The organism is Candidatus Binatia bacterium, from assembly GCA_029243485.1.
Taxonomy (GTDB): domain Bacteria; phylum Desulfobacterota; class Binatia; order UBA12015; family UBA12015; genus VGTG01.
In genome coordinates this window covers 1-26,293 of record JAQWRY010000017.1, presented here as the reverse complement: position 1 = coordinate 26,293, position 26,293 = coordinate 1, and the positions used below count along the sequence as shown (strand labels likewise).

The 26,293-nt window shown below is 66.6% G+C and carries 15 protein-coding genes and 1 pseudogene; 5 read left to right on the top strand and 11 right to left on the bottom strand.

Annotation, left to right across the window (positions count from 1 at the left end; genetic code table 11):
• Window positions 1–241: 241 nt before the first annotated feature.
• Complete coding sequence (locus tag P8R42_06750; protein ID MDG2304343.1) at window positions 242–1,861, bottom strand: transposase; 1,620 nt, start codon at window positions 1,859–1,861, stop codon at window positions 242–244.
• A gap of 598 nt (window positions 1,862–2,459) precedes the next feature.
• Window positions 2,460–2,636 (bottom strand): ATP-binding protein, encoded by a 177-nt coding sequence (locus P8R42_06745; GenBank protein ID MDG2304342.1) that lies wholly within the window; start codon window positions 2,634–2,636, stop codon window positions 2,460–2,462.
• An 85-nt stretch (window positions 2,637–2,721) separates the two neighbouring features.
• On the opposite strand from P8R42_06745, the gene P8R42_06740 reads away from it, so the two are divergent.
• Window positions 2,722–3,168, top strand: coding sequence for a site-specific integrase (locus P8R42_06740; protein ID MDG2304341.1), 447 nt, complete (start codon window positions 2,722–2,724; stop codon window positions 3,166–3,168).
• Here P8R42_06740 and P8R42_06735 read toward each other — a convergent pair.
• The gene (locus tag P8R42_06735) at window positions 3,110–3,364 is read right to left on the bottom strand and encodes a hypothetical protein (protein MDG2304340.1); all 255 of its coding nucleotides are present in this window, start codon (window positions 3,362–3,364) and stop codon (window positions 3,110–3,112) included. The genes P8R42_06740 and P8R42_06735 overlap by 59 nt on opposite strands.
• A 90-nt stretch (window positions 3,365–3,454) precedes the next feature.
• Here P8R42_06735 and P8R42_06730 point away from each other — a divergent pair, with 90 nt between their 5' ends.
• Window positions 3,455–3,613: a hypothetical protein gene (locus tag P8R42_06730; GenBank protein ID MDG2304339.1), complete on the top strand. Its 159-nt coding sequence runs from the start codon at window positions 3,455–3,457 to the stop codon at window positions 3,611–3,613.
• Here P8R42_06730 and P8R42_06725 read toward each other — a convergent pair.
• From P8R42_06725 to P8R42_06700, 6 genes are all read right to left on the bottom strand, one after another.
• The gene (locus tag P8R42_06725) at window positions 3,570–4,769 is read right to left on the bottom strand and encodes a hypothetical protein (GenBank protein MDG2304338.1); all 1,200 of its coding nucleotides are present in this window, start codon (window positions 4,767–4,769) and stop codon (window positions 3,570–3,572) included. The genes P8R42_06730 and P8R42_06725 overlap by 44 nt on opposite strands.
• Window positions 4,770–4,792: 23 nt before the next feature.
• A complete protein-coding gene (locus P8R42_06720; protein ID MDG2304337.1) occupies window positions 4,793–6,190 on the bottom strand; it encodes a hypothetical protein in 1,398 nt (465 codons plus the stop codon).
• A 2-nt stretch (window positions 6,191–6,192) separates the two neighbouring features.
• Window positions 6,193–9,372 (bottom strand): outer membrane lipoprotein-sorting protein, encoded by a 3,180-nt coding sequence (locus tag P8R42_06715; protein ID MDG2304336.1) that lies wholly within the window; start codon window positions 9,370–9,372, stop codon window positions 6,193–6,195.
• Window positions 9,369–10,364 (bottom strand): hypothetical protein, encoded by a 996-nt coding sequence (locus P8R42_06710; protein MDG2304335.1) that lies wholly within the window; start codon window positions 10,362–10,364, stop codon window positions 9,369–9,371. Before P8R42_06710 ends, P8R42_06715 begins: the two co-directional genes overlap by 4 nt.
• 8 nt (window positions 10,365–10,372) lie before the next feature.
• Window positions 10,373–11,545: an acyl-CoA dehydrogenase family protein gene (locus P8R42_06705; protein ID MDG2304334.1), complete on the bottom strand. Its 1,173-nt coding sequence runs from the start codon at window positions 11,543–11,545 to the stop codon at window positions 10,373–10,375.
• A gap of 122 nt (window positions 11,546–11,667) precedes the next feature.
• Complete coding sequence (locus tag P8R42_06700; protein MDG2304333.1) at window positions 11,668–12,525, bottom strand: 3-hydroxyacyl-CoA dehydrogenase NAD-binding domain-containing protein; 858 nt, start codon at window positions 12,523–12,525, stop codon at window positions 11,668–11,670.
• Window positions 12,526–12,936: 411 nt separating this feature from the next.
• Between P8R42_06700 and P8R42_06695 the strand changes: the two genes are divergently transcribed.
• Window positions 12,937–13,281, top strand: coding sequence for a hypothetical protein (locus P8R42_06695; GenBank protein MDG2304332.1), 345 nt, complete (start codon window positions 12,937–12,939; stop codon window positions 13,279–13,281).
• A 156-nt stretch (window positions 13,282–13,437) separates the two neighbouring features.
• Here the strand turns inward: P8R42_06695 and P8R42_06690 are convergent.
• Together P8R42_06690 and P8R42_06685 are read right to left on the bottom strand one after the other, a co-directional pair.
• Window positions 13,438–13,686 (bottom strand): annotated as a pseudogene (locus tag P8R42_06690) (sigma 54-interacting transcriptional regulator).
• Window positions 13,687–13,777: 91 nt separating this feature from the next.
• Complete coding sequence (locus P8R42_06685) at window positions 13,778–14,680, bottom strand: 4'-phosphopantetheinyl transferase superfamily protein (GenBank protein MDG2304331.1); 903 nt, start codon at window positions 14,678–14,680, stop codon at window positions 13,778–13,780.
• A gap of 331 nt (window positions 14,681–15,011) precedes the next feature.
• On the opposite strand from P8R42_06685, the gene P8R42_06680 reads away from it, so the two are divergent.
• Window positions 15,012–21,560, top strand: coding sequence for an SDR family NAD(P)-dependent oxidoreductase (locus tag P8R42_06680; GenBank protein ID MDG2304330.1), 6,549 nt, complete (start codon window positions 15,012–15,014; stop codon window positions 21,558–21,560).
• On the top strand, window positions 21,557–26,293 hold a 4,737-nt coding region (locus P8R42_06675), incomplete at its 3' end, for a beta-ketoacyl synthase N-terminal-like domain-containing protein (protein MDG2304329.1). The genes P8R42_06680 and P8R42_06675, both read left to right, overlap by 4 nt.

The window sequence follows — 26,293 nt, the reverse complement described above, 5'->3', positions numbered from 1 at the left end:
ATGAAGCCCCTTTTTGGCTCCCATCCGACCTAACGGCGCCTTACCGGACGTATGCGTGCGCCTCTTTCTGCCTCATGGACGGGACGCATGAAGGGGCTCGTGGGTCACGGAGGTGGTGAGTCGATGGCGATCCGCTCGTTGCGGGGCCCCGCGGCTGGTCCGAGCGGGGGTCGGAGGCGCAGCCCGGCGACGGCTCGGGCGCTCGAGCGCAGTGAGGGAAGAGGACCCGCTTCTCCGCTTCTCAGTCGTACTCGGGGAACACGAACTCGTTGTGGACCGGAGGGGAGCGGGCCGGGAGCGGGTGGGGGACCTCGTTGGGGAGGCCGAGACGGTCGAGGATTCTGCGCACGACCTCGGGGGCATCGATGATCGCGAGGAGACGCATGCGGCCGCCGCAGCGGCGGCATCGAAGGACGTCGATCTCGAAAGTCCGGCGCATGAGGTCGGCCCAGCGGTGATGGCGCCGGCGCGGGCGCTCCGCGGCGTCATCCACGGTAGGGTCGGGTCGCGGAGGACCTCGTTGGGCCGCGGCCGGAGGTGGCTGCGCTCGGCCGCTTCCGTTGAGCTTCGGCGTGACGGAGCCGCCCGCGGCGTCGGGGCACGGCGCGTCGACGGCGTGCGGCGTCGATGTGCCTACGGCCGCGGCGCGTCGAGCGGCGTGGGCAGACAGCACGCCGTGATAGAGGATCAGATTGATGCGCGGGCGTGGGATGAGCACGGCCAATCTCTCGAGCAGCTCGCTCGGCTCGAAGGCGAGATGCGTCGTTCCGTCAGACCAGGTGCGGCCGAGCGCCAGGAGGACGCGCCCGTCGGGCAGGAGAGCGAGCCTGCCCTCGGGAACGGGCGGACGCAGGAGGTAGCGGCACAGGTGCTCGAGCCTCGTGGTGTCGCTGGCGGCGACGGCGAGACTGGCGTGCAGGTCGAAACCATCGAGATGCGCGTGGCGCGGGCCGCTCGAGAAGTCGGGCTCGGCGTCGGGGTCGGAGCCGATGCGCGCGACCCGGTGGCCCGCTCGGCGGCCGAGAGCAGCGCGGCCGCGGACTGATGCGGCCGCGAGACCGGCCAGGGCTGCAGACTCTTGGGCGAGCGTGTCGCTCGATTCATCGTCGAACGAGATGCCGCGGCGCTCGAGCAGGCGCAGCACACGCCTGCGGATTTGTACGAGGAGCCGACCCACGTCTTCATCGCTCGGCGGCGGAGCGGGATGGAGCTGCCCGCCGGCTTCATTTTGACCGATGACGCCGTCGATCACGAGAGTGTGGAAGTGAACGTTGAGATTCAATGCAGAGCCGAAGCGCTGGATCACCGTGACCGCTCCGCCCTGACCGTCCGGGACGCCCGCCGCGCGAGCGCGACGGCGTTGGAAGCCGAGGAGTGTGCGGACGTAGACGCTCACGACGGCTCGACAGAGATCGTGGTCGAAGGCCAGTCGGTATCGCAGGCGAAACGGTAGGGTGAGCACCCACTGGCGGACAGGGCGGTGGGTGAGGACGTGGTCGACCAGGTCGGCCGCTCGCTCGGCCATGCGACGACCGGTGCAACTCGGGCACACCGCCCGCGCCTTGCACGAGAACCCAACCAGATGTTCCGCACGGCAGGTGTCGCAACGTACGCGCGCGAAGCCGCGCGCCAGCGAGCCGCATGTGAGGAACTCGCGCATCTCGCGCTCGACGAAAGGCGGTACACCCACACCGTCGGTGCGGGCGCGCACCTCGTCCAGGAAGGTCTCGAGGTGTTGGTACACGACACGCCAGAGCGCCCCCTCGCCCGGACAACGCGGCGCGTAGGCTCGCCGCCCCGAGAGCCGCGGTGGGGGGTGAGACCACGCGGCCTCGGCCGGCACGCTGGTGTGGCGCTGCACCGTGGCCCCTGCAGCGACATCCGTGCCAGCTTCCCATGGGCCCCGACCCCCTTCGCGCCCGGACCCTCCGGCGAAACCGCAGTGGGCGAGCCGCGGTCTGTTTTGAAGCGATGCGTTTCAACCAGGAAGCGAAGCGTCTCACCTCGACGGACTTGAAGACGTCATTCGCGCAACGAGCCAGAACAAAGAGAGCGGGTGACCGGGACCCGCCCGGCGACGTCCAGCTTCCCAAGCTGGACGTCGGGGGGTTCGATCCCAGTCCTCCACTCTTTTTGAAAACCCTGGCGCGCCGAGGCTTTCTTCGTGTGTGGCGTGTCCTGCCGATCTTGCGGGAGCGGGGGGGGGGGGCGGGTTCCGCGATGCGGTTGACGCTCTCCGCTGCTCTGGGACGCCCTCGTCGCAGGTCTGCTTCGCGGCATTGGTCGTGGGGCTTTCTCGGTTGAATGGCCACCTCCCAGGTCTGTCGGACGAGCCGCCTCGAGCAACTGGCTGACACGCGCTCGTTCCTGGGCACGCGCGGAGGGCCGCCGTCGGCCACGGTGGAACGTTGGATCTCGTGCGCCGTCGAAGCGACTGCGTAGCCAGGGCGCGAACGGTGCTATTCAGTTCGCTCCGTTCGACGCGACTTGCCTTCGATATTGATCGGTAAACGCTTGTCGACGAGCCGGTCGGCGATCGCGGCGGCCGCCGCACTGTTGTGGAAGACCTTGCCCCAGTCGCGGAATGCCATATTCGTCGTGATGATGGTCGACGCTCGTCGGTATCGACGGTTGATGACCCTGTTTCGTGGACAGAAAAACTCACGGGTCGAAGAGCTCGGAGACCAGGCGCTAGATGAATCTACGATGCACCGCCCCGTGATGAGCTACCTGGAGCGCCTTCCTCGAGCGATGAAAGACGGACGGTGTATCTACACCCCCCACTCTCTTCGGGCGACAACTGCAACCGCCTTGCTCGATGCCGGTGAGCCGATTGAGAGCGTTCAGGAACTACGCGGGCACCAGTACACCAGCACCACGCTCATCTACGACAAGCGCCGCCGCTCGAACAAGGATAGCGCATCGCACAACGTACCGATTCTGAACCAGCTGCCCCCGTTCTTCCCACCCCACGGGCAAGGGACGCGCTGGGCAGGCCGGCTTGTTGAAGGCGTCTCGGGAATATCATGCTTCAGCGCTTGGACGTTCATGCACCCTAACGGGACACTTTCCAGCATACATTCTGCCCCAGCAGTCCAGGTCGCTGTCGTCAGTAGCTTCGTGCGCCGGCCTGCGCGTCGCCGAGGAAGGGGCCGGCCGCGTACGTGACGAGCAGGCTCCTCTCCGGGAGCCAGGTCCCGATGTCGGCGAAGTCGCTCGCGACGCTCGCGGTGGCTCGGTCGTTCTCCTGCAGCAGTTCGAGGATCCGAAGACAAACGAAGTCGATGTCGTGACCGGCCGACGATCCGCGGGGAAAGCCGCCGGCTACGAGGTGTACGCGCGCAGCGGTAGAAGGGGTCGCCATGGTCTGGAATCTAGGTCCGAGCGTCGGAGAGCTCAAGCTCCGCGCCGCGGGCCTCGCAGTGGCTCGCCTCATCGGTGTAGGGGAATTCCCATGAGCGAAGCCGTCATCCTCACACCCGCCGACCATCGCCCCGCGCTGGACGCGATCGGAACCAAGGTGATCGTTCTCGCCGATGGCAAGCATCGGTTCTCTGTGCCCCGGATGGCTATCGAGCCTGGGCGGCTAGGCTGGAAGCGACGCGCGCGGTAACGAACGGGGCCTCGATTCCCGCGTCGGCCAGGAGTTGAGCTCTCCGAACCGCGTGCGGCTGTGCGAGGCCCGAGACGTCCCGGTACGAGCTAAGAGCTTCATCTCGTTCGCCGGCCATGTCGAGGATTTGCGCGTTCGTTAGGCGGACCCACGCTCCGGCCCAATGGGGTCGATCGGGGCCGCCCTCCGGGAAGCCGCTCAGCTCTGCTCTGGCACGGTCGGGGAGCCCGAGTTGGACAAAGGCGCGGGCTCGCCAGATCGGGGCCGTGCTGCGCAGGAGCGTGTCGAGTGAATCACCCCCGGTTGACGCAGCGAGCTTGCTGGCTTCCGTGAGTACGTCCTCGTACCGCCCGGACTCGAACCTCGTGTCGATCAGGCGGTGGTGGATGAGGGTGTTGTCGGGGAACCGCGCGTGCATCCGGTCCATGAGTTCGGTGGCGAGGTCCGTACGTTGGGGCTCGTCCTCCAGGCTGATATCGGCCAGAATGAACTGAGCGTCATGCCGATGGTGGCTGTCCCCCTCGGTGGTCTCCTGGATGTAGCGCAGGCCCATCGGGGCGTTCCCGGTCGGGACGAACCACAGGAATTGAAGCCACTTGAACCAGCGCGTCGCCAGGTCGGCGTAATAGTAGTAGAGGCCGAGCGGGTAGCGAGCGTCGAGAAGGTCGGGATCGAACTCGAGTGCCTGCTCGAGGTGGCCGCGCCCCTTCTCGCCGAGGCTCCCGGCGGAAAGCAGTTCTCCCCGAACGCCGTCCAGCCGTCCGAGTTGAATGAATGCCTGGCCGAGGTAGTAGTGGGCGTCCGCGTCCTTGGCGTCCTTCTCGATGCGCGCTTCCGCGAGGCGCACGGCGTGCTCGGCGTGCTCCGTGATCTCGACGTCCAATCGGGGATCGCCTTCGTCGTAGATCTGTCGCCAATAGAGCGTATCGACCTGGTAGACCCACCCCGCGGGGTGCGTCGGGGCCGCGGCTCGCAGATCCTTCCAGGTTGCATCCGCTTGGTCACGATCGCCTTCGAGGGTCTGCGTGATCCCTTGTTGAATCCATGAGTTCAGCTGAGTCGCTTCGGCTGGCGTCGACACGGGAGCGGCTTCGGCGAAAGCGACGCTCGGGGTGAGCACCAGGATGAGAAAACTCAGTCGAACCCGTGTAGACATGTCGCTTCTTCCTCCTTCGGCGCTCAGAGCCGCCACTCGGCGCCGACGAGTACCCGGCTGTTGTTATCGAATTGTCCGAACAGACCCTCGCGGCTGCCGTAGAACCAATCGAGCCCGACCCACACGCCGAGCTCGTCGCGCACGTCGTACGTGGTCCGGAATCGCGTGAGGCCGTCGGCGACGTTCGTGTTCGTGACCCACACGGCTTCGAGGAGCAGCGTGTCGCGCATCAGACGGTACTGGGCCAGGAACGAGATGAAGGTCTCCAGCTCGTCGCGAGCGACGCCCGGTTGGTAGCGTGTCACCCAACTCTGGAAGATCTGCGCGCTCAGAAACGAGTCCTGGATCCCGACCCAGTCGAACCCGAGGACGTAGCCGAGCTCGTCGGAGCGAGCGGGCGGAACGGTCAAGTCATCCGTGGTTTCGGTATTGAGCAGAAATTTATCGAAGTTGTAGCCCACTTCACCCCGTAGGGTCAGATCGCCGAAGGCGTTCGCGAAGCTCGCCCCCAAAAGATGCGAGCGCTCGTAGCGGGGCGTCACCGTGAGGACCGTCGCGCCGCCGTCTGTGATCGAGACCTCTCCGAAGTAGGCCGGCTGGTTGTCGTAGTGATAGAGGTAGTACAGACCTAGGTCCCACCCGTAGGCGAACGTGAGGAGGCGCAGTCCGACGTCGGAGTCCGCGACGATCGTGCTCGGCCGGACGGGGTCCAGGATGACCTCCTGAATCCCGGGGGGCGTTTGTGGCCGGAGCTTCCTCGACGTGAACTCGTAGAGCCAACCCTCCTGCGGCAGCTCGTCGTAGGTCTGGTCGAGGACCCAGACGATCTCGGCCGTGACGTCGCCGACCTGATATTCGAGGTTGATCGACCAGAGCGGGATCCGCGATTCGTTGAAGTCCTCGAGGATGAACTCGCGAAAAGTCTGCGGGTTGACGACGTCGAGGACCTTGAGGACATCTGCGGTGCCCCAGACCGTCTGTTGCTTGCCAGCCGTGATCACCGCTGACCCGACGAGCCACTGCAGGTAGAACTCGCGCAATTCGAAGCTCAGGTGCCCATTCGCTCCGTAGAAGCGCTGATCGGGGGGAGAGATCTCGGGCTGCGTGGGAACCCCATCGGTGAGACGGGTGAAGGCGTCCGCCTGAACGCGCGCGATTCCGACGAACAGGAGGTCGTCCGTGATCTCGAATTCCGCTACCGGTCGGATGGTGAGGGGCAGTTTCTGGCTTCGCCCGCCGTCGAAGATGTCGCCGGCCCATTCCAATCGGACGACGGCACCCAGGGTGAGACGGTCCAGCCATGCGGCGCTGGTCGCTCCGTTCTCCTCGATGTCCTCTTCGCCTGCCCGCGCCGTGCCGGTGCAGGACAGAATTAGAAAGAGGGCGAAAAATGAGGAGCCGGGCCACTGTGCGTGCCTCACGATCACGGCCCTCGCCGTAGTGCGTTCTGCGTCAGGAGTGAGGCGTCGACCTCGGTTGCGTAGTCGACCTTCTTCACGCTCAGAACCGTCCGGTGGTCATTCTTATGATTTACAACTTCGATGCGGTGGGGCGTCCAGATCCCGTCGATCTCGCGTGTCTCGGACACCTCGACCCGCTTCAGCGGGTTTCCCGCGACGTCCCACATCTCGGCGACGCGCGGGATCCAGGTCCCGGGGTCCACCCAGACGCGCATGCGGCTGTATCCGATTTCTTCCGCCACGTCCTCGTTGATCGCTTTCCCTTCGATGACATGGTGGGGCGCGCCGGCGACGTCTTCGTCGCCGAGCCGCGTCCAGGTGTAGTCCTGGGTGCTGAGTTTGTTGCTGAGCTTCATGTCCTCGTAGGTCATGTCGGTGCCAAGGAAGGAGTCTCCCCGGTCCGAGCTCGAGAGCCGGCGGACCTTTCGCAGAGCTGGGAGGTACAGCCATTGGTCGTCGTCGCGACCCTCTTCCTTATAGTCGTACGTCAGGAACCCGGTGCCCCGGAGGCTCCTTGGCCCGGTGAAATAGATGGCGGTTCGGGTGACGCCGTCCGCCTTCTTTTGCAAAAGGCGCGTTTCGCGCACCCGCCGGACATCCGACGGGTCGATGAGCTCGATCGTGATCTCTTGGGAGTGTTGTTGGCTCGGGTCGCGGTCGTTCACCTGCTTGACGATCGTTTCGGCGGTAGGGCCGGCGTCGGCGAAGGCCGGCGAGGCAAAGGCCGCGAGAGGAATGGCCACCGACAGAAGTACCATCACCTGCGTGGCGACGTGGAGCGATGGCGAGGTCTTGTTCGCGGTCAGGAAGCGTGGCCGGACGAGGATGAAGAGCGCCGGTAGCAGGCCGATCGTGGCGATGAAGCTCGTCGTCACGCAGACGACGAGCAGGAACCCGAACTCGCGCAGTCCGAACAGAGCGCTCAGCATGAGCACGCCGAAGCAGAGCGAGATCGCCAGGACGTCGAAGAATAGTGCACGCCCGGTGGAGCGGAACAGCACCGGTAGCGCCTCCTCCAGGGACAACCCATCCCGGTGAACCAGAGCGTTCAGCTGTCCTACGGTGTGGACGGCAGGGTCGACGGCGAGTCCGATGGCGAGCGCCGCCGTCATCACGGTCGGAGCGCTCAGCCAGATACCGAACGCGCCCATCACGGCGTAGGTGATGAACACGGCGCTGGCGACCGGGACCATCGTGAGGAGGCTCGCTGCGAGAGAGCGAAAGCAGATTAGGGTGACGATCCAGACCGTCAAGAAGCAGGTAGCGAGGCCTCGAAGACTGCCGGTGCGCATCGCTTCGGCCCGACTGGATTCGATGGCGCCGGGCCCCGACAGTCGTGCGGTGATCCCGGGAGCATTGAACTCGTCACGGATGAACTCCTGGGTGGCGTTGGTGACGATGCTGAAGTCGGACATGCGACCCCGATCGAGCATCGCGCGAACGGGAGTCGCCCGGTAGTCGATCGTCGAGAGTTCCGCTTGCCGGCTGGGGTCCACGCTCGCCGAGTAGAGCAGCATGTACTGCGCGATTACGTCGGCGTTGTCGGGGAGAACGTATGCATCTTCGCGTCCCTCGTTCACCGAGCGGTTCATCTGTTTGATGTGATCCACGATAGACGTGGCTCCGCCGACGCGGGGCAGCGCTGCGAGGAATGCCTGAAGACGCTCGATGCGACGGAGATTCTCGGGGAGGAACAGGCCCTCCTCCTCCGTCGTCTCGACGATCACGTCGACGAAGTAGGTTCCGGCGAATCGCTCATTGATGGCTTGATCGGCGATTCGGATCGGCGCGGAGGGCTCGAACATCAGGATGCGTTCGTCCTCCAGCTGGATCCGGGAGATGCTGATGGTTCCCGCGATCAACACCACCACCGTGCCGAGGATGACGGCCCATGGATGACGGGCCGCCGCTCCGCCGACGGCGGCCACCGCATTGCCGACGGCATCGACGCGCGGGCGGCCGTCGGGGCCGATCCCATGTTCGAAGGCGCGGCTTCCGCGTTTGGGCAGAATCACGAGGATCGCCGGAACGGTGAAGAGGGACAAGACCAGAGCTGCCATGACGCCCACCGCGGCGAACCGACCGAGGGCCACCATGGGTGGCATGAACGCAGCAGCGCTGAGCCCCAGGAATCCGACGGCGGAGGTGAGCGAGGTCACCAGGACCGGGGAGTAGATGTTGGCCATGGCACGCGCAGTTACCGCGAGGAGCGGCGCCTCTGGGTCGAGGGTTTGTTCCTCGTAGTGCTGGCCCAGAATGTGGACACAGTCGGCGACGCTGATTGCGATCAGAATCACCGTGAGCCCGCTCGTGATCACGTAGAAGGGAACATCCGCTGCGGCCATGATGCCGATCGCGACGATTGTCGAGCCCAGGGCGACGAAGAGCGGGATGAGCGTGCCGCGCACACTGCGGTAGCAGGCCGAGAGCACGACAAGGAGCATCAGAAAGGCTGCCGGGTTGAGTCTCATGGCGTCCGCGTCGACGTACTCCGCGAGATAGCCCGCGGACGCGCCCTCGCCGGCCACATGGATCTCCTGGTCGGTCTTGGGCGCATCTTCGATGCGTCGCAGAACATCCTTATAGGCCTGGGAGCCGAACTTGGGATCCAGGAGTTCGCCCAGGACCAGGGTCCCGGTCCCATCCGCGGTGACGAGCGTTCCGAGATGGAGCGTCGAGTCCATGACCATGGTGCGTACCGCCTCCGCCTCGGGAGCTGTGTCGGGTACGGTCCTGAAGAAGGGCTCGATGAACATGCCTTCGTCTGTGCTCGTGATTGCAGATTCCGTGGAGAGGCTTGCCACGCTCTGGGGGTCGATCCCCTCCACCGTCTTGAGATCGCGGGTGAGCCAGTCGACCAGAGTCAGCGTTTCGGGATTGAAAACGCCGGTCGGCGAGTTGTCGATCACCGCGATCGCGATCGCGTCGGCGAATCCGAAGCGCTTGGCGTTCTGCTCCGAGAAGGCGACCATCGGGTCGTCGGCAGGCATGAACGCCTGGTCGCGCATGTCCTCGCGGAGGCTCGGCAAGAACGCCGCGCTGACGATCAACAGCAAGAGGCTTAGAGCGATGATCACTCGTGGCCACGCGAGGACGGCGGTGAAGAAGGCTTCGGCTCCTCGGACGTTCTCTGGGCTCCTCAATTTTGATCTCCCGTCTCGATCGAAGTCTGGACCCGTCTCGGCCACTGCGCCGGTTCGAGCCCCAGTTGTGCCAGGAATGCATATGTCCATCTATGGAGGCCGAAGCCAATACAGGCGCTTTCGGCGACTTCTCCGCCTTCGAATCGAATGTCGTAGACCTTGGTGTAGAAGTCGCGGTGGAGGTTGAAGGAGGAGACCGCCAGGCGCTCGCCGCGTTGGGGCAGCTCCACTCCGAGCTCGTATTTCACCTCCGTGAGTCGCTGGTACACGTCCTTGCCAACCACCGTCGTGAAGAAAGGATCGCTTGCCAGTTCGATCTGGGCGGCGAGCCCCAACTCGCGGCACAGCTCGATGGAGAGCTCCATGAGCTCCATCCGGAACGTCGACAAGGATTCGAGGGATCCGAAGAACACGATGTCGCGGACATCGAAGTCCCACAGCCGCGAGAGTGACCGGAAGTTGGTCGATTCGTAGCGGTAGACGTGGTTCTGCATCGTGACCGCGAGGGAGCTTCCAGGTGGGAGCACCCGGTCCCGGTGCTGGCGGTAGCAGGGCAAGCAGACGGCCGGCTGGAGAACATGGTCGGGCGGCGCGAGTTGCTGTCGGTACTGGTCGGGGAGTCGACCCTGTTGCTCGGAGGCGGCGGCCGCGACGGATCCGAGGAACGGGACTTCGTCGGGGAAATGGGAGCAGAGGGTCACGTGCTGGGGGAAGTTCGAAAAGTAGTTGACTTCCTCCAGCATGCTGACCGGCAGCATCGATGGATAGAGGTTCTCCTCCGCCCCGTAGCGTCGCGCGATGTTCAAGAACTCCCGCTCGAAGAAGCGATAGACCGCGAGGGTCGTACCGCGCAGACCGACCAGCCCGTCCGCCAGGTGGTAGACGTCGCTCGTCGCGGCGAGGGCGGCATCGATGTCGCCGGAGTAGACGCCGGCTCCGGCGCTCTCGAAGAGGACTTTGCTTCTTGACTTCAAACGAGGTGCGGTCGCCATGGCTCTTCTCACGCGGCCTTGTCGCAGTCGGCTTCCGCCGAGAGGGGTTCGGCGCGATCGAGATCCTGATACGCGTAGCGTGCGATCGCGAGTTCCTGGATCTGCGTCGTGCCTTCGATGATCTCCATGATTTTTGCGTCACGCATGTAGCGTTGAACCGGCTGCTCGGCGCTGCATCCCGCCGCACCGTGGAGTTGAACCGCGTCGGCCGCGACCTCTCCGAGAGAGACCGACGCGTAGTATTTCGCGAGCGACGTCTCTGCGATCGCGGATGGAGCGCGCTGGTCCCGGAGTTTGCCGGCGTGGGTGCACAGGAGTTCGGCAGCGCGGGTCTTCGTGACCATGCGCGTGATCATCTGCTGCACGAGCTGATGTTCACGGATCGCGACTCCGAACTGCTGCCGGCGGCGCGTGTGGTGGAGCGAGGCGTCGAGGCATGCGTCGAGAACGCCGGTGCAGCCCCATGCGAGACCGTATCGGCCGATGTCGAGGCCGACCGAGAACACGTGGGTCAGTCCGAGACCAAGGCGTCCGACGATGTTGTCGCCGGGAATGCGGCATTGATCGAACCGGATCTCGGCCAGCATGTACCCGCGGCAGCCGAGGATTCCCCGGATCGGTGTGATCTCGACGCCCGGAGTATCCCGTTCGACGAGAAAGGCGGTCGGACCTTCGTCACACCGGGCGAGGATCACGAACACGTCGGCCCGCTGTCCGAGCGTGATCCACTTCTTCGTGCCGTTCAGAACGAAGTGATCGCCGTCGGGCCTGGCCGTGGTTCGGATGGCCGCCGCGTCGCTCCCGACCTCGGGCTCGGTCGCCGCGAACGCCGCGACGAGCTCACCGCGCACGAGACGGGGAAGCCACGTTTCTCGCATCGAGGAGCTGCCCCACCGGGCGATCGGTGCCGTGGCCATGTGGTGCACGTTGATGACCCCGTGCACGGAAGCACTCGCGCGTGCAATCTGCCGATTCAGCAGGCCGAACGTGACCGAGTCCGCACCCCCGCCCCCCCACTTCGTCGGGATTCCTATGCCGAGATAGCCGGCGTCGCCGAGCTGCTCGATGATGGAGTCCGGAATGCGTTCCTCGCGGTCGCACTGGGCCGCGTGCGGCGCGACATGGGTCGAGGCGAACTGCTCGAATCCCTGCTCTAGCTCTTTGTGTCTCGGCTGTTCCACGGTGCTGGGGAACTGCAGGATTCAGGCCAGCCGGGTTCGACGGTGGCGCCGGCGGCGCGGTGAGCTGCGGCTGCCACATTCGGCGAGCCGGACGGCAGAATCGGCGAATTGCCGTCCCGGCGCTACGCGGCGACTTGATGGTAGCGGTAGAAGCCGTGGCCCGACTTGCGACCCAGGATTCCGGCGGACACCATCTTCCGGAGAAGTGGGCAGGGCCGGTACTTGGAGTCGCTGAACCTGCGGTACAGCTCTTCCATGGAGAAGAGCACGGTGTCGAGGCCGATCAGGTCCGCGGTTTCCAGCGGTCCCATCTTGCGGCCGAGGCAGGTCTTGAGAAGCCGATCGACATCCTGCGGCGTCTCCGCGACGCGATCCTGCAGAATGAAGATCGCCTCGTTGATCACCAGCATCATCACGCGATTGGTCACGAAGCCGGGAGAGTCCTCCACCAGGATTGCGTGCTTGCCGAGCCCGGCCACGAGCCGTCGAGCGGTGCGGATCGTTCTCTCGGAGGTATGGTGCCCCCGAATGAGCTCGACCGCCGGCATGATCGGCACCGGGTTCATGAAGTGCATTCCGATGACACGGTCGGGGTATTCCGTCGCCGAAGCGATCTGTGTGATCGGGATCGTCGACGTATTGGCGCAGAAGACCGTCTGCGGATCCGTGATCTTCGCCATGTCGCGGTAGAGCGCTTCCTTGATGGTCCAGTTCTCCGTGACGTTCTCGATCACGATATGGGTACGGACCAGTTGATCGGGATCCGTCGTGGGGTCGATTCGGCGAAGGACTTCGTCGGGATCCGGTACCGGGTGGGCGCCGCCCACCAGTCTCTGGGCTCGAATGCCCCGGCGAATATTGCGAAGGGCGCGACCCAGCTGGATCTCGGAGTGATCCAGGAGGAGAACCCGGTAATCGCAGGCCGCGAGGGCCTGGGCGACGCCGGTTCCGATCGTTCCGGCTCCGACGGTCGCGATCAGAGGGCGAGTTCGGTCTCTCTGCCGTCGCCTCTCGCGTTGGTCTCGCCAGTGGGGCCCCGGAGACAGCGCCGACAGCGGGAGTGCGTTTCGTGCTCCGGTACTTTCGGGATCGGCCACAGAGATCAGGTGCTCACTCTGCAAGTCATGGACTGCAATTCGTGTGCCCCGGCTCTACGCGTCTTGGTGGCGCGCCGGGCGTGCTCGCCGATCGGCCGAAGTGGCCGGTTTCGGCTCGCCATTGGCCAGGAGTGGCGGCTCGTTGCGCCGTGAGAGACGGCATCCGCCGCGCACACAGCATCGACGACGACGTCGATTCTGCGGAACGGTGCTTGCACCGTCGTGGCGATGAGGTCCATCGCCGCCATGCCGGGCTGCGAGAATCCGGGATATTCCCGGGGAGAGGTTGCAATCGTGGAACCACATGGATGTTCGCAGAATGTCGCAGCGGACGAAGGAGCCGTTGAACCCGGCGTCGAAGGGGCCGGAACGAGTTCCGCGCGAAGCGCCAACGATGCCCGTGTGACGACCGTCGGGTTTCGTTTCTGCATGGAGTTCGAAACGGCCACATCCGACGAAGGGTGGGTTCGGGTCATCCTCGATCCGGATCTCGCCAAGCAGCTGGCTGAGCGTCTCTCCCGTCAGTTGTACCGCCACGAGCACTTCATTGGCCCGATCGCTCTGCCCGCGACAGAAGCCGCCGCGAGCCAGCCGGTCGAGCGTCCCTGTTCCGTCGTCCGCGCGTCGCGACTACGTTAGTCGTCGCGTCGTGTCCCGTGCGGCACGTCGACTCAAAAAGGGGAAGCGCCGTCCGGCGGTTCGGCGTGGAACGACGGAACAGGATCCTCCTCGGAAAGGTCGCTCAGGTTGCCGAGGTCTGCTTGAAGCCGGTCTCCCCGTGCGAAGATCATCGCGCGCTCCGGTGAACGCCCCGCGCTCGTGTCCGAAGAGTTCGCTCTCGATCACGCTCTCGGCCAGCGAGGCGCAATCCACATGCACGAACGGCCCTTGTGCCCGGCGGGACGCACGGTGGATCAGTCGTGCGACCAATCCCTTGCCGGTTCCGGTCTCGCCTGTGATCAACACCGATGACTCCGTCGGGGCGATGGCATCGAGCTCGTAGCGGAGTCGCCGGATGGCAGGGCTTTCGCCGACCAGTGTGTTCAGCATGGGGGCACTGAGGAGGCCATTTCGAGGGGTGGGGGCGCCTCCTCGATCGTTGATTCGCGCCGGCCGACATGGGCTTCCCGGCACCTCAGCTCTTGGGTGGGAGCGGCGGGAATGCGCCCCACTCTTCGTCGTCGGAAAAAACTCGCGGACCCTCCGGAACGATCACGACCGAACCCACGGCAGTCGGTCGAATGTACTCGTGGATTTGCGAAACCGGGGCCTCGCCAAACGACGGGGGAACCGTAGGCCCGACCCGGACCAGGACCCGCTCTTCACGGGCGATCCGGAACGCCAGCGCCATCATGTAGCCCGGCAGGTGGTCGAAGAGCTGGAAGCGCAAGGTCTCGGGTCGGTCTCGCAGCGGTGGGGCAAAGGCGATCCGGATGTCTCGCGGTTCCCGGAGATCGAGCGTGAACTTCTCGATGGGAAGCGAAAGCCCCATCCCGCGTGCCTTGATGTAGGCTTCCTTCAGCGTCCAGTACTCGAAGAACCTCGTGCGCCAGGCGGGCCGAGACCGCAGGTCCGCCGCCTCGGCCGGTGAGAAGAAGCGGTCCGCCAGCTCGATGCGCACGTTGGTGCGCTCGAGGCTCTCGACGTCCACGCCGATCTCACGCTGTCGAGCGACACAGCACGCGATCAGATCGGTCGTATGCGACAGGTTGAAGCGCAGGCGCCGCGCGCTCGGTGGGTAGGCGATCGACGGACGGCCGTAGGAGTTCTTCTCGAAGCCCCACGCGGTTGGGTCGACGCCGGTGTAGTGCGACAGCACCGTTCGAACGAGCACGCGTGTGACGAGATACGAGTGTCTGTCGCGATCGAACTGGAACCGGTTGCCTCGTTCGCATTCTTCCGCACTGAGGATGCGTTGGTACCGGTCTACGAGCTCAGGCGCTCGCACCTCGGACGGGCGCACGTGCCAGATCAAGACCTCGCGATTCCCGAGCGCCTCCGGAGCCGATTCCTCCGCGACGGACGCTACCTCTGCCACCCCCACCACGAGTGCTTTCCAATGCAAGAGGCGGGCCGGTTGCTGCGCCGATTCTGGCGACCCGCCGCGAAACCTGGCCACCTCCGTGGCCTATCGCCGGAATGGGTGACCAGGTGCCGGATGTGGTGAACCCGCGATCGCCGGTCGTGGTCGCACCATGGGCGAGAGTGGCTGCGGGTGATCGGCGCTTCCCCGTTGGCCGCGGGCGAAGGCGGTCGGCCGATCGAGCCGAAGCCGCCGGCGCGCCCGGAGGAAAGCGGCATGCATCCTGCACGGGAGATTGCGCGTCACGAGATCACCACGCTCGAGACCAGGACGGAGTCGCAGTCGCATGGACAGGGATCGTCACACGCCAATTGCCATCGTCGGAATCGGTTGCCGCTTCGCCGCGGTCGATGGACTCGAGGACTTCTGGCGAGTTCTGGAAGATGGAGTCGATGCCATCGAGGAGGTTCCGCCGGACCGCTTCGACGTCGATCGGTGGTACAGCGAGCAGCCGGCAACGCCCGGGCGCTTGTCCAACCGCTGGGGGGGATTCATCCGAAACCCGGCGGACTTCGACGCCGACTTCTTCGGCATTGCGCCGCGCGAAGCTGAAGCGCTCGATCCGCAGCAGCGTTGGCTCCTCGAGGTGGCTTGGGAAGCGCTGGAGGACGCCGGCGCCGCGCCAGAGGCACTGGCCGGCAGTCGAACGGGCGTCTTCGTTGGACTCTACAACCAGGACTACGAGGCCCTGTCCTACCGCGACGCGTCGCGAGTGAATCTCTACACCCACACTGGAAACTATGGGAGCGCGGCGTCGGGCCGCATCTCGTACACGCTGGATCTCCGCGGCCCAAGCTTCACAGTCGACACCGCCTGCTCGTCCTCGCTTCTCGCCGTCCACCTCGCCTGCCAGAGCATCTGGAACGGAGAGAGTGAGCAGGCGCTCGTGGGAGGCGCGAACTTCATTCTCTCTCCCGAGCCGGGGGTCGGCTTCTCTCAGGCGAATATGCTCGCGCTCGACGGCAGGTGCAAGTTCGGCGACTCGCGCGCCGACGGCTTTACGCGTAGCGATGGAGCCGCCGTCGTCGTGTTAAAGCCCCTCGCGAAGGCGCTCGCAGACGGCGATCGCGTCTACGCGAGCGTTCGCGCCTCGGCGACGAACAACAACGGCCGGACGTCCCGGAGCTTGATGACCCCGAGCACCGATTCTCAGTCGGCTCTGCTCCGCGATGCGTATGGTCGCGCCGGCGTTGCGCCTGGAGACGTCCAGTACCTGGAGGCACACGGGACCGGGACCAACGCCGGGGACCCGATCGAGCTTGAGGCCATCGGCACGGTGCTTCGCGAAGGGCGACCGGACGGCGAGCGGTGCCTGGTCGGCTCGGTGAAGACGAACATCGGCCACTGCGAGGCCGCGGCCGGAATGGCCGGCCTGGTGAAGGTCGCGCTCAGTCTGAAGCACCGGCAGATCCCTCCGAGCCTCCATGTGGAGGCACCCAATCCGAAGATCCCCTGGGAGGACCTGGCGCTCGAGATCCCCCGCACGCTGCGGCCCTGGCCTCGCGGCCGCGGCCGTCGACTCGCGGGCGTGAGCTCGTTCGGCATCACGGGTTCCAATGTCCACGTCGTCCTCGAAGAGGCGCCCGACCTCGGGCCCGAATCCGTCGACGTCGCGCAGGACCGCGATTCACTGCTCGTTCTCTCCGCGAAGACTACGGCGGCTTTGAGGCAGCGCGCGACTGAGATGGCGACCCATCTCGAGTGCGAGCCACAGGCGATCGACGACGTCTGCTACACCGCCGCTCGGCGCCCCCATCTGCCGGAACGCCTTGCCGCAGTGGGGAGTTCAGCCGAAGAGGTGCGCGAGATCCTCGCGGAGTTCGGCTCCACGGGTTCGCACCCGGCCGCGTCCGTCACGCCCTCCGATCTCGGCGACGGCTCGAAGCTCGTGTTCGCCTTCTCGGGGCAGGGGTCCCAGTGGCCGGGCATGGGCCGTGACCTGTTCGACCGCGAGCCGGCGTTCCGCGAGGCGCTGCTCCGCTGCGAAGAGGTGATCCGGTCGGACGTAGGCTGGTCGCTCACCGAGAGCCTCTACGGCGCGGATGCGGCCGAGCGGCTGGAAGCGGTCGACGTCATCCAGCCGGCGATCTTCTCGCTTCAAGTCGCGCTGTCGGACCTCTGGTCCTCGATCGGAATTCGGCCCGACGCGGTCATCGGCCACAGCATGGGTGAGATCGCGGCCGCCTACGCCGCCGGCGCGCTCGGGTTGGAGGACGCGTGCCGCGTGGTGTGTCGGCGAAGCCGACTCGTCAAAGCTACCGGCGGAACCGGGGCGATGGCTGTGGTCGAGCTGAGTCGGGAAGAGGTGCAGGAATACATCGAACCCTTGAAGAGCCGTGTCGGCCTCGCTGCAGTGAGTGGTCCCACCTCGTGCATTCTCTCGGGCGATGCCGGTGCCATCGACGTTCTCGTCGCCGCGTTTTCCGCGCACGACGTCTTCGCGCGTCGGATCAAGGTGGACTACGCGTCTCACGGTCCGCAGATGGACCCGCTGCTGCCTACGCTTCGCGAGCAGCTTCGCTCCCTCGAGCCCCGCGCCGGGTCGGTGCCGATGCTGTCCACGGCCACGGGGGAGTGGCTCCGGGGTCCCGAGATGGATGGTGAATACTGGGCGCAGAACCTGAGACGCCCGGTTTTGTTCTGGCCGGGCATCGAGCGGCTGCTCGAAGACGGCCATCGCCTGTTCGTGGAGCTCAGCCCGCATCCGGTGCTCACACCTGCGATCGGTGAGGGCCTCCGCCGTGCGTCCGGCGGTGGCGTCTCGATGGGGTCACTCCATCGCGAAGGCGGCTGTCGTCGGGCCTTCCTCGAGACGGTCGGTCAGCTCTACACCGCCGGGCGGATGCCCACGTGGTCGACGCTCGTCTCATCGGATGCGCGAAGCGTGCGTCTGCCGACGTACCCGTGGCAACGGCGCTCGTTCTGGCTGGAGGAGGGTTCCGCCGACCGGAGCACGATCGAGACGCAGCGGACCGTCGTGCGTGACGGCACCTCCGTCGCGGCGGACCCGCTCTTGAGGAGACATCTACGGGCGGACCTCGAAGGATCCACGCAGTACTGGGAGGTCGATCTCTATCAGGCGGCCTTCCCGTGGCTGGCCGACCACCGCGTCGGGGACGCAGTGGTTCTTCCCGGAGCGGCGTACGTCGAAATGGCGCTTTCCGCGGGCCACGAGGCCCTGGGAGAAGGCACGCTCGAGCTCGCGGACTTCGTGTTCTGCGAGGCGCTGATCGTTCCCGCGGACGGGGCGCGTGTCCTGCAGCTCGCTCTTTCGGAGGAGACAGACGGTTGGGCCTCGCTCCGGTTCCTGTCGCGCGAAAAGGATGACGTGGCCGATGCCGCTCCGATTCTTCATGCGACGACCCGCGTGCGGGTCGACTCGGCCCGCACGGGTGATGCTGGTGCGGAGATGGATGGCCGTCGCACGTCGCCGGAGCCCCGTTCGGCCGAGCGACACTACGAGGCGCTGCGGGAGCGAGGAATCCTCCACGGGCCGGCGTTCCAACGGATACGAGCCATCGAGCGGGGCGAGGGTTTCGTCTGCGCCGACCTCGAGCCAGCGCGCCCCGGCGACGAGGCGTACGCGATACACCCGGCTCTCCTCGATTCGTGCTTCCAGGCGGTTCTAGCGGGTTGGCCCGGCAAGGGGACCGCGGTTCCCGTGCGCATCGGCCGGCTTCGCAGCTACGACCGAACGCGCCTGCCGGCGACGTGCCACGCGCGGTGCTCCGGCGGGCCCGAAGGGTCAGGCGACCTCGTCGCGACGAGTGCCTCGGGCGACGTGCTGATCGAGGTGTCCGGACTGGCCTTCCGGCAGCTCACGCCAGACACGGCCGCCGAGACGCACTATGCCCCCGTGTGGCAGGAGACGGCGCTTGCCGCCGCGGCATCTGGCGTCGACGACCGTTTTACCTGGCTCTTACTGGGGGATTCGACCGGGGTTTCCGCCGCGCTCGCGGAACGCCTTCGAGCTCGAGGGCACGCGTGTCTGCTCGCGACGGTAGGGGATGCCCATCGACGCGTGGGCCCGCTCGCCTTTGAGACGCCGCCCTTGGATGGGATTGGGCTCCGCGCGCTGGCGAAGGAGGCGCGCGGCCTCGACGACGCGGCCCCGCTTCGGGTCGTTCATCTCTTCAGCCTCGACGAACCCGGCGCGACCGACGCGAATGTTGATGACCTCGTCGAAGCTCAGCGGTATGGCACCGAAAGCGTTCTCCGCCTCGTACAAGCGTTGATCCCGGAAGAACCCGACGCCGCTCCAGCTCTTACGATCGTCACGCGCGGAGCGCAGGCGGTCGTGCCGGGCGAGGCTCCAGTCGCACTCGCTCAGTCTCCGCTCTGGGGCCTGGGACGGACGATCGCCGTCGAGCACCCGGAGCTGCGCTGCCGTCGCATCGATCTGGATCCTGGATCTCCCGTCGCCGCGGTCGACGGCCTGGTGGAGGAGCTCCTCGAGCCGGATCTCGAAGATGAAGTCGCGTTTCGCGCGGGATGTCGGTTGGCGCATCGTCTCCTTCCGCAGACCCCGGGATCGGCTGCCGACCGCGAGTCTCGGGAAGAGCTGGTCGCTGGTGATCGGGCCTATCGTCTGGAGATCGACGTGCCCGGTCGGCTGGACAGCCTGGTGGTGCGCGAAGTGCCCCGCGTCGATCCCGAGGCGGACGAGGTCGAGATCGAAGTTCGGGCGTCGGGCCTCAACTTCAAGGATGTCCTCATGGCTCTCGGCGCGATCCCCGGGCTCCAGGACGACTCGGTTCCTCTCGGGCTCGAGTGCGCGGGCGTCGTGACGGCGGTGGGGGCAGACGTGTCCGGGCTCGCGGTGGGAGACGACGTCGTCGGCGTCGCGCCGCACGGTCTCAGCCGCTTCGTGGTGGCACCGTCGTGCTTCGTCGCCCCCAAGCCGGCCGGCATGAGTTACGAGCAGGCGGCGGGATTCCCGCTCGTGTTCATGACGGCACACTACGCGCTGAACCGACTCGGGAACCTGCGTCGGGGGGAGCGGGTGTTGATCCACGCGGGTGCGGGCGGCGTAGGGCAGGCGGCGATTCAGATCGCGCAGGCGAAGGGGGCGGAGGTGTTCGCCACCGCCGGTAGCGAGTCGAAGCGCGCACTGCTGCGCGATCAGGGTGTCGGGCACGTCATGGATTCACGCAGCCTGGACTTCGCCGGTCGGATCCTCGAGACGACCGGCGGCGAAGGCGTGGACGTCGTCCTGAATTCGCTCTCCGGAACGGCGGCGACCAAGAGTCTTGCGGTCCTTCGCCCGCACGGGCGCTTTCTCGAGATCGGCGTGCGCGACATCCTCTCGAACCGTGCCCTGCATCTGAGGCCGTTCGAGAAGAACCTCGCGTACTTTGCGATCGACTTGTGGCGCATGCGCGGCGAGCGCCCGGACCTCTTCGCTGGGCTCCTCACCGAGGTCCTGGATCTGGCTCGAACGGGGGGCGTCGAGCCCCTGCAAACGCAGGCCTTCGCATTCCAGCAGGCGAGAGACGCGTTCGGAATGCTCGCGCAGGCAAAGCACGTGGGAAAGGTCGTCGTCACTGCTGGCGGGCGCGAGCAGAAGATGTTCCCTCGAGCTCTCCCGTCGGCGCTGGTTCCCGACGCGACCTACCTCATCAGCGGTGGGCTCGGCGGACTTGGGCTGAAGGTGGCTCGGTGGATGGTCGAGCAGGGGGCGCGTTCGCTTCTTCTGGTCGGTCGCCGGGAGCCGTCGGAGGAAGCCGCCGCGACTCTCAGGGATCTGCGTGTCCGCGGAGCGACGATCCGGGTCGGCCGGGCCGACGTCTCGAGCCGAGAGGAGCTCGCCTCGATGCTGGCCGAAGCGGCGCCGGAGCTTCCACCCTTGCGGGGCGTGGTCCATGCGGCGGGCATCCTGGAAGACGGGGTTCTGCGCACTCTCGAGCTGGAGCCGCTGCGTCGCGTCATGGCGCCGAAGGTTCGCGGCGCCTGGAATCTGCATGCACTCACCGAAGACCAGGACCTGGATTTCTTCGTTCTGTTTTCGTCGGTGGCCGCCCTGCTCGGCCTGCCGGGGCAGGGCAACTACTGCGCTGCGAACGCCTTCCTGGATGCACTTGCCCACGCGCGCCACGCCCAGGGAAAGCCCGCGTGCAGCATCGCGTGGGGGCCGTGGGCCGACGTCGGTCTCGCGGCCGACCGGTCGAGTCGGGGGGCGCGCCTGGAGGGACGCGGCCTCGGGAGCCTGTCGCCGGAAGACGGCGTGCGCGCTCTCGGGGGGATTCTCGGCGAGCCCTCGAATCATGTTGCGGTGATGTCGTTCGATCTAAAACGCTGGCTGGACTTCTACCCCGGCGCGCGCGGCGCCTCCCTGCTCCGTGGGCTCCAGGGCGGCGAAGCAGATTCACAGCTGGCCGAGGCCGCAGGCTTCGAGGCCGAGCTTGCGGCGATCGACTCGCCGGCTGCCCGCGAGGAAGAACTCGTGTCGCGCCTCCAGGTGGAGATCGCCGAGGTGCTGCGCACGCGGCCCGAAGAGATCGACCGCCGACGCGCGCTGAAGGACCTGGGGCTGGACTCGCTGATGGCGATCGAGTTGCGAAACCGCTTGGAAGCGCTCGTCGGCCTCGAACTGTCGAGCACGCTGGTCTGGGCGTATCCGACAGTCGCGGCCCTCGCGGCTCATCTCATCCAGCGCCTGGGGCTCGAAGGCGCGGTCGAAGCGCCGCCGCCGGAACCCGCGTTCGAAGACGGCGGTGTGGTCGACCTGGAGTCGGAGGCCGGGGTCGACGAACTGGACGCGGATCTCGAACGCCTCTTCGAAAGCGTCGAGAGCCTTTCGGACGAGGAGGCGGGCAACGACCTGAGCCAGTCATGAAGGAGCTTTCGACGATCAAGCGGGCCCTCCTGGCGCGCAAAGTCCGGTCTTCCTCCAATGCGGCCCAGATCCTGGCCGGCGAGCCGATCGCGGTGATCGGAATGGGTTGTCGGTTTCCGGGCGGGGCAGACGACCCGGACAAGTATTGGGATCTGATTGCCGAGGGACGCGACGCGGTCGGCGAGGTGCCCGCGTCGCGCTGGCCCGCGGACGCTCTCTACGATCCCGATCCCACCGTATCGGGCAAAATGAACTCTCGCTGGAGCGGTTTGCTCGAACAGGTCGATCACTTCGACGCGGGCTTCTTCGGGATCGCCCCGCGGGAAGCGAGCGCGATGGACCCGCAGCAGAGGGTCTTGTTGGAGGTGACGTGGGAGGCCCTGGAGCGTGCGGGCCAGACGAACGACGGTCTCGCGGGATCGCCTGTCGGCGTGTTCACCGGAGTGTGTACGAGCGACTACGGGCGCCTCTCGTTCGCGGATCGCGATTCGATTCAGCCGTACACGATCTCGGGAACGACGCCGAGCATCCTCGCCGGTCGGATCTCGTATCTTCTCGATCTACGCGGCCCGAGCGTGGTCGTCGACACGGCGTGCTCCTCTTCCCTGGTTGCCCTGCACCTCGCGTGTCAGAGCCTGCGGGGCGGCGAAAGTGATCTCGCCCTCGCGGGGGGCGTCAATCTCATACTCGCGCCCGAGATGACGATTTCCTTGTCGCAGTGGGGCGTCCTCGCCGCAGACGGCCGGTGTAAGCCGTTTGATGCGCGCGCGAACGGGTTCGTGCGGGGTGAGGGCTGTGGGGTGGTCGTGCTGAAGCGTCTTTCCGATGCTCTCGCGCAAGACGATCCCATCGCCGGCGTGTTGCTTGGCACGAGCGTCAATCAGGACGGCCACAGCGCCGGACTGACGGCCCCGAATCTACTCGCCCAGCGCGACCTCTTCTTGCGGACGCTCGACGAGGCCCGTGTCGAGCCGTCGGAGGTCTCCTACGTGGAGACCCACGGGACCGGGACGGAACTCGGCGACCCGATCGAGTTCGAAGCGTTGGCATCGGTCTACGGCGCTCCTCGTCCCGACGGCCGCTCCTGCGCGCTGGGCTCTGTCAAAGCGAACATCGGACATCTCGAAGCAGCGGCGGGAATGGCGGGCCTCATCAAGGCGATCCAATGTCTGCGCAAGGCTCAAGTGCCGCCGCTCGTTCACTACGAATCCCTGAACCCGCACATCTCGCTTGCCGGTACGTCCTTCTCGATTCCAACGGAACTCGAGGAGTGGCCCGAGGGGTACGATCGGCGTGTCGCGACAGTTTCGTCGTTCGGGTTCTCCGGAACGAATGCGCACGTGATCCTCGAGCCGGCGCCGGCGCGGAAGGATCCCGAAGAGTCACGTCCGAGCTCCGGTGTGCACGTTCTGCCGATCTCGGCGCCGAGCGCCGAAGGACTCGAGGCGACGGCGGCGCAGATGGCCGCGTTCCTCCGGAGCGGGGACGATCTGCCCGATCTGTACAACGTCTGCTTTACGGCGACCCAACGGCGCACCCACCACGCGATGCGAGCGGCGGCCGTCGGTGCGACGGCCTGCGATCTGGCATCTCAGTTCGAGAGCCTGGCGACGGGCGGCCGGCGTGCGGGTCTCCGTCAGGGGAAGTCGCCCGCGGGGCGTCGTCGCAAAGTGGCGTTCGTCTTCTCGGGGCAAGGCTCTCAGCGCGCGGGCATGGGACAGGAGCTCTTTGACCGCGGCGGTGCGTTCGCCGAGACCCTGCAACGATGCGACGAACGGATGGGAGTGCACACGGGGTGGTCGGTGTGCGAGGAGCTGTTCGCCGACGAAGACCGCTCTCGGCTCGCCCGCACGGAGGTGAGTCAGCCTGCGCTCTTCGCTCTCCAGGTCGCGTTGGCAGCCCACTGGCGAGAATGGGGCGTCGAGCCGGACGCCGTCATCGGGCATAGTGTCGGTGAGATCGCCGCGGCGCACGTCTCCGGGGCGCTGTCCCTCGACGACGCCATTCGTGTGGTCTGCGAGCGCGGGCGTCTGATGCAGAAGGCGCACGGTCAGGGTCGGATGGTATCCGTCGAGCTGTCCGAGCCAGAGGCGCGGGCCCTGGTCGCCGACGCAGGGGGAGCGGTTGCAGTGGCCGCCATCAACGGTCCCGCTTCGACGGTCCTCTCCGGCGACGCTGCGGTTCTCGAGACGATGGTCGACGCGCTGTCGGCGCGCGACGTGGGAAGTCGCTGGGTCCGCGTCGAGTACGCGTTCCACAGCCCGCAGATGGATCCTCATCGGATTGATCTGGAACGATGTCTTTCCGCGCTGGCGCCGTCGGCAGCCCGGGTGCCGTTCTACTCTACGATCACTGGAGAGCCCGTTCCGGGCGAAGCCCTCATCGGATCGTACTGGGGCCGCAACATGCGCGAGCCGGTTCGCTTCCAGGATGGGGTGAAGCGGTTGTGCGCGGACGGCATCGACGCGTTCCTCGAGGTGGGCGGCCACCCGGTTCTCGCGCAGGGGATTTCGGATTGTCTCTCCGACTCGGACGCCTCCCTTCCCGTGGTCCTTGCGTGCCTTCGTCGGGGACGCCCGGATCTCGAGACGATCGCCGAGGCCGCGGCGGGTCTTCATTGCGCCGGGGTTGCCGTCGCCTGGGATCAGATCATTGGGAGCGGGCGATGCGTCGACCTGCCCACCTACCCGTGGCAACGGAAGCGGCACTGGCTCGACGCGCCGCGCTCCACCGATGCTCCCGTCGGCTCGCTCGTCGGGCATCCGTTGTTGGGACGCCGGTTCGATTCGGCGCTCGCCAAGGGTGGCTGTATCTACGAGGTCGAGCTCGGCGGCACGCAACACGACTACCTGCGCGATCACCGGGTCGATGGTGCGGCATGGTTGCCGGCTGCGGCGTACGCTGAGATTGCGCTCGCGTCCGTGCGCGAACGCGCCCCGGGGCGTCCGCGGCTGGCGAAGCTCTCTCTCGAGCAGCCAGTGCTCGTGCCCGAGGGCGGCACGCGCGCGCTGCAGGTCGCGTTGACGGCGACGTCCGATACCCAGCCGGACACGTTCGACGTCCAGTTCTTTACGCGCGGCGCCGGTGGCGAGACCTGGCAACGACACGCGGAGGGAGTGTTGCGATTCGACGAAGCCGGGGCGCAGACGGTGCCGCCCGAGGACCTGCAAGATCTGCTGCGGAGCTGCTCCGAGGTGGCCGACATCGACGAGTTCTACGCCGCGCTGGCCGCGACGGGCCTTGAGTATGGACCCGCCTTCCGCGGTCTGAAGCAGCTGCACCGGGGAGATCGCGAAGCGCTTGGCCGCATCGGGCTCGCCCACACCGACACCGGCGACTACGGCGTACACCCCGCATTGCTCGATGCGGCCTTCCAGGTCATGGCCGCGACTTTCGTGGGCGCCCGTTCCGGGGCATCGACGTATCTCCCCGCCGAGCTGATCGACGTGCGGATGTCGAAACCGATGCCGCGCGAGTTGTGGGCGCATGCCCGATTGATCGAGGGCGAGCCGGGTGGCTCCGACGAACTCTGCGCGGAAGTGCGCCTGCTCGACGACGCGGGCGAGTCGGTGATGGAGGTGGGCTGTCTGCGCGCTCGACGGCTCGGCGAAGCGGCTGGCCAGGCGACCTGGCAAGATTGGCTGTACCGCCTCGACTGGTCCGCAGCCTCGCCGGCAAGGAGAGTCGCCGACCCGGAACGCGGGACGTGGGTCCTGTTGGGGGAGGCCTCCGAGCAGCGCCGCCAGCTCGCGGCCCAGCTCATCGAGCGCGGCCAGGATGTCCTGCCGGTCGAGTTCGGGGCGGCGTACGAGCGCACCACCGAAGGCTATCGAATCGATCCGACGCGGCCGGAAGATCACCAGCAGCTCCTTCGCGACGCGTTTTCGAATGGGCGACCCGCGTGCCGCGGCGTCGTCCACTTCTGCGACGGGAGTGTCGAGGACCTGGATCTTGCCCAGCGTCGCGGGAGCGAGAGCGTCCTGCATCTCGTGCAGGCGCTGAGCCAGATCGGCTGGCGCGACGTACCCCGGCTCTGGCTGATCACGCGCGGTGCGCAGGCGGTCGAGGCGGGTGAGACGGTTCCCGGGTTGGCTCAGGCGCCGGTCTGGGGGTTGGGGAAGGTCGTCGGGCTGGAGCACCCGGAGCTCCGGTGCTCGCGCGTGGACCTGGATCCGGCGACCAACGATGGCGTGGACGGGCTGATCGAGGAGCTGCTGGCGGACACGCGGGAGGACGAGATCGCGCTCCGCGGCGGCGAACGGTACGTGCATCGGCTCGCCACGGCACCGGCGCCCTCTGCCGCTTCGGAGGCGCTGCCCGCGAGGCCGGCGGGAGCGGACGCCTTCCGACTCGAGATCGACGCGCCGGGTGTCCTCGACGACGTCGTGCTTCGTGAAGTGGAGCGGCCTGCGCCGGGCCCGGACGAGGTCGAGATCGAGGTCCGGGCGGCCGGGTTGAATTTCAAAGACGTGCTCCTCGCTCTTGGCGTCGTGCCGAGCCCGTTCGAAGGTTCGACGCCGCTCGGCGGCGAGTGTGCCGGGGTGGTCACGGCGGTCGGCTCGGATGTGCAGGGCCTTCATGCTGGTCAGGAGGTCGTCGCGATCGCGCCCGGATGCTTCGGACGCTACATCGTCGCGCCGGCGGTCTACACGGTCGCGAAGCCGAGCTGCCTGAGCTTCGCCGAGGCGGCGTCGATTCCGCTGGTGTTCATGACGGCGCAGTACGCGCTGAAC

Coding starts and splice junctions, on each gene's coding strand:
- P8R42_06740 (MDG2304341.1), top strand. CDS start 2,722: ATGAGCTACCTGGAGCGCCTTCCTCGAGCGATGAAAGACGGACGGTGT.
- P8R42_06735 (MDG2304340.1), bottom strand. CDS start 3,364: ATGGCGACCCCTTCTACCGCTGCGCGCGTACACCTCGTAGCCGGCGGC.
- P8R42_06730 (MDG2304339.1), top strand. CDS start 3,455: ATGAGCGAAGCCGTCATCCTCACACCCGCCGACCATCGCCCCGCGCTG.
- P8R42_06725 (MDG2304338.1), bottom strand. CDS start 4,769: ATGTCTACACGGGTTCGACTGAGTTTTCTCATCCTGGTGCTCACCCCG.
- P8R42_06710 (MDG2304335.1), bottom strand. CDS start 10,364: ATGGCGACCGCACCTCGTTTGAAGTCAAGAAGCAAAGTCCTCTTCGAG.
- P8R42_06680 (MDG2304330.1), top strand. CDS start 15,012: ATGGACAGGGATCGTCACACGCCAATTGCCATCGTCGGAATCGGTTGC.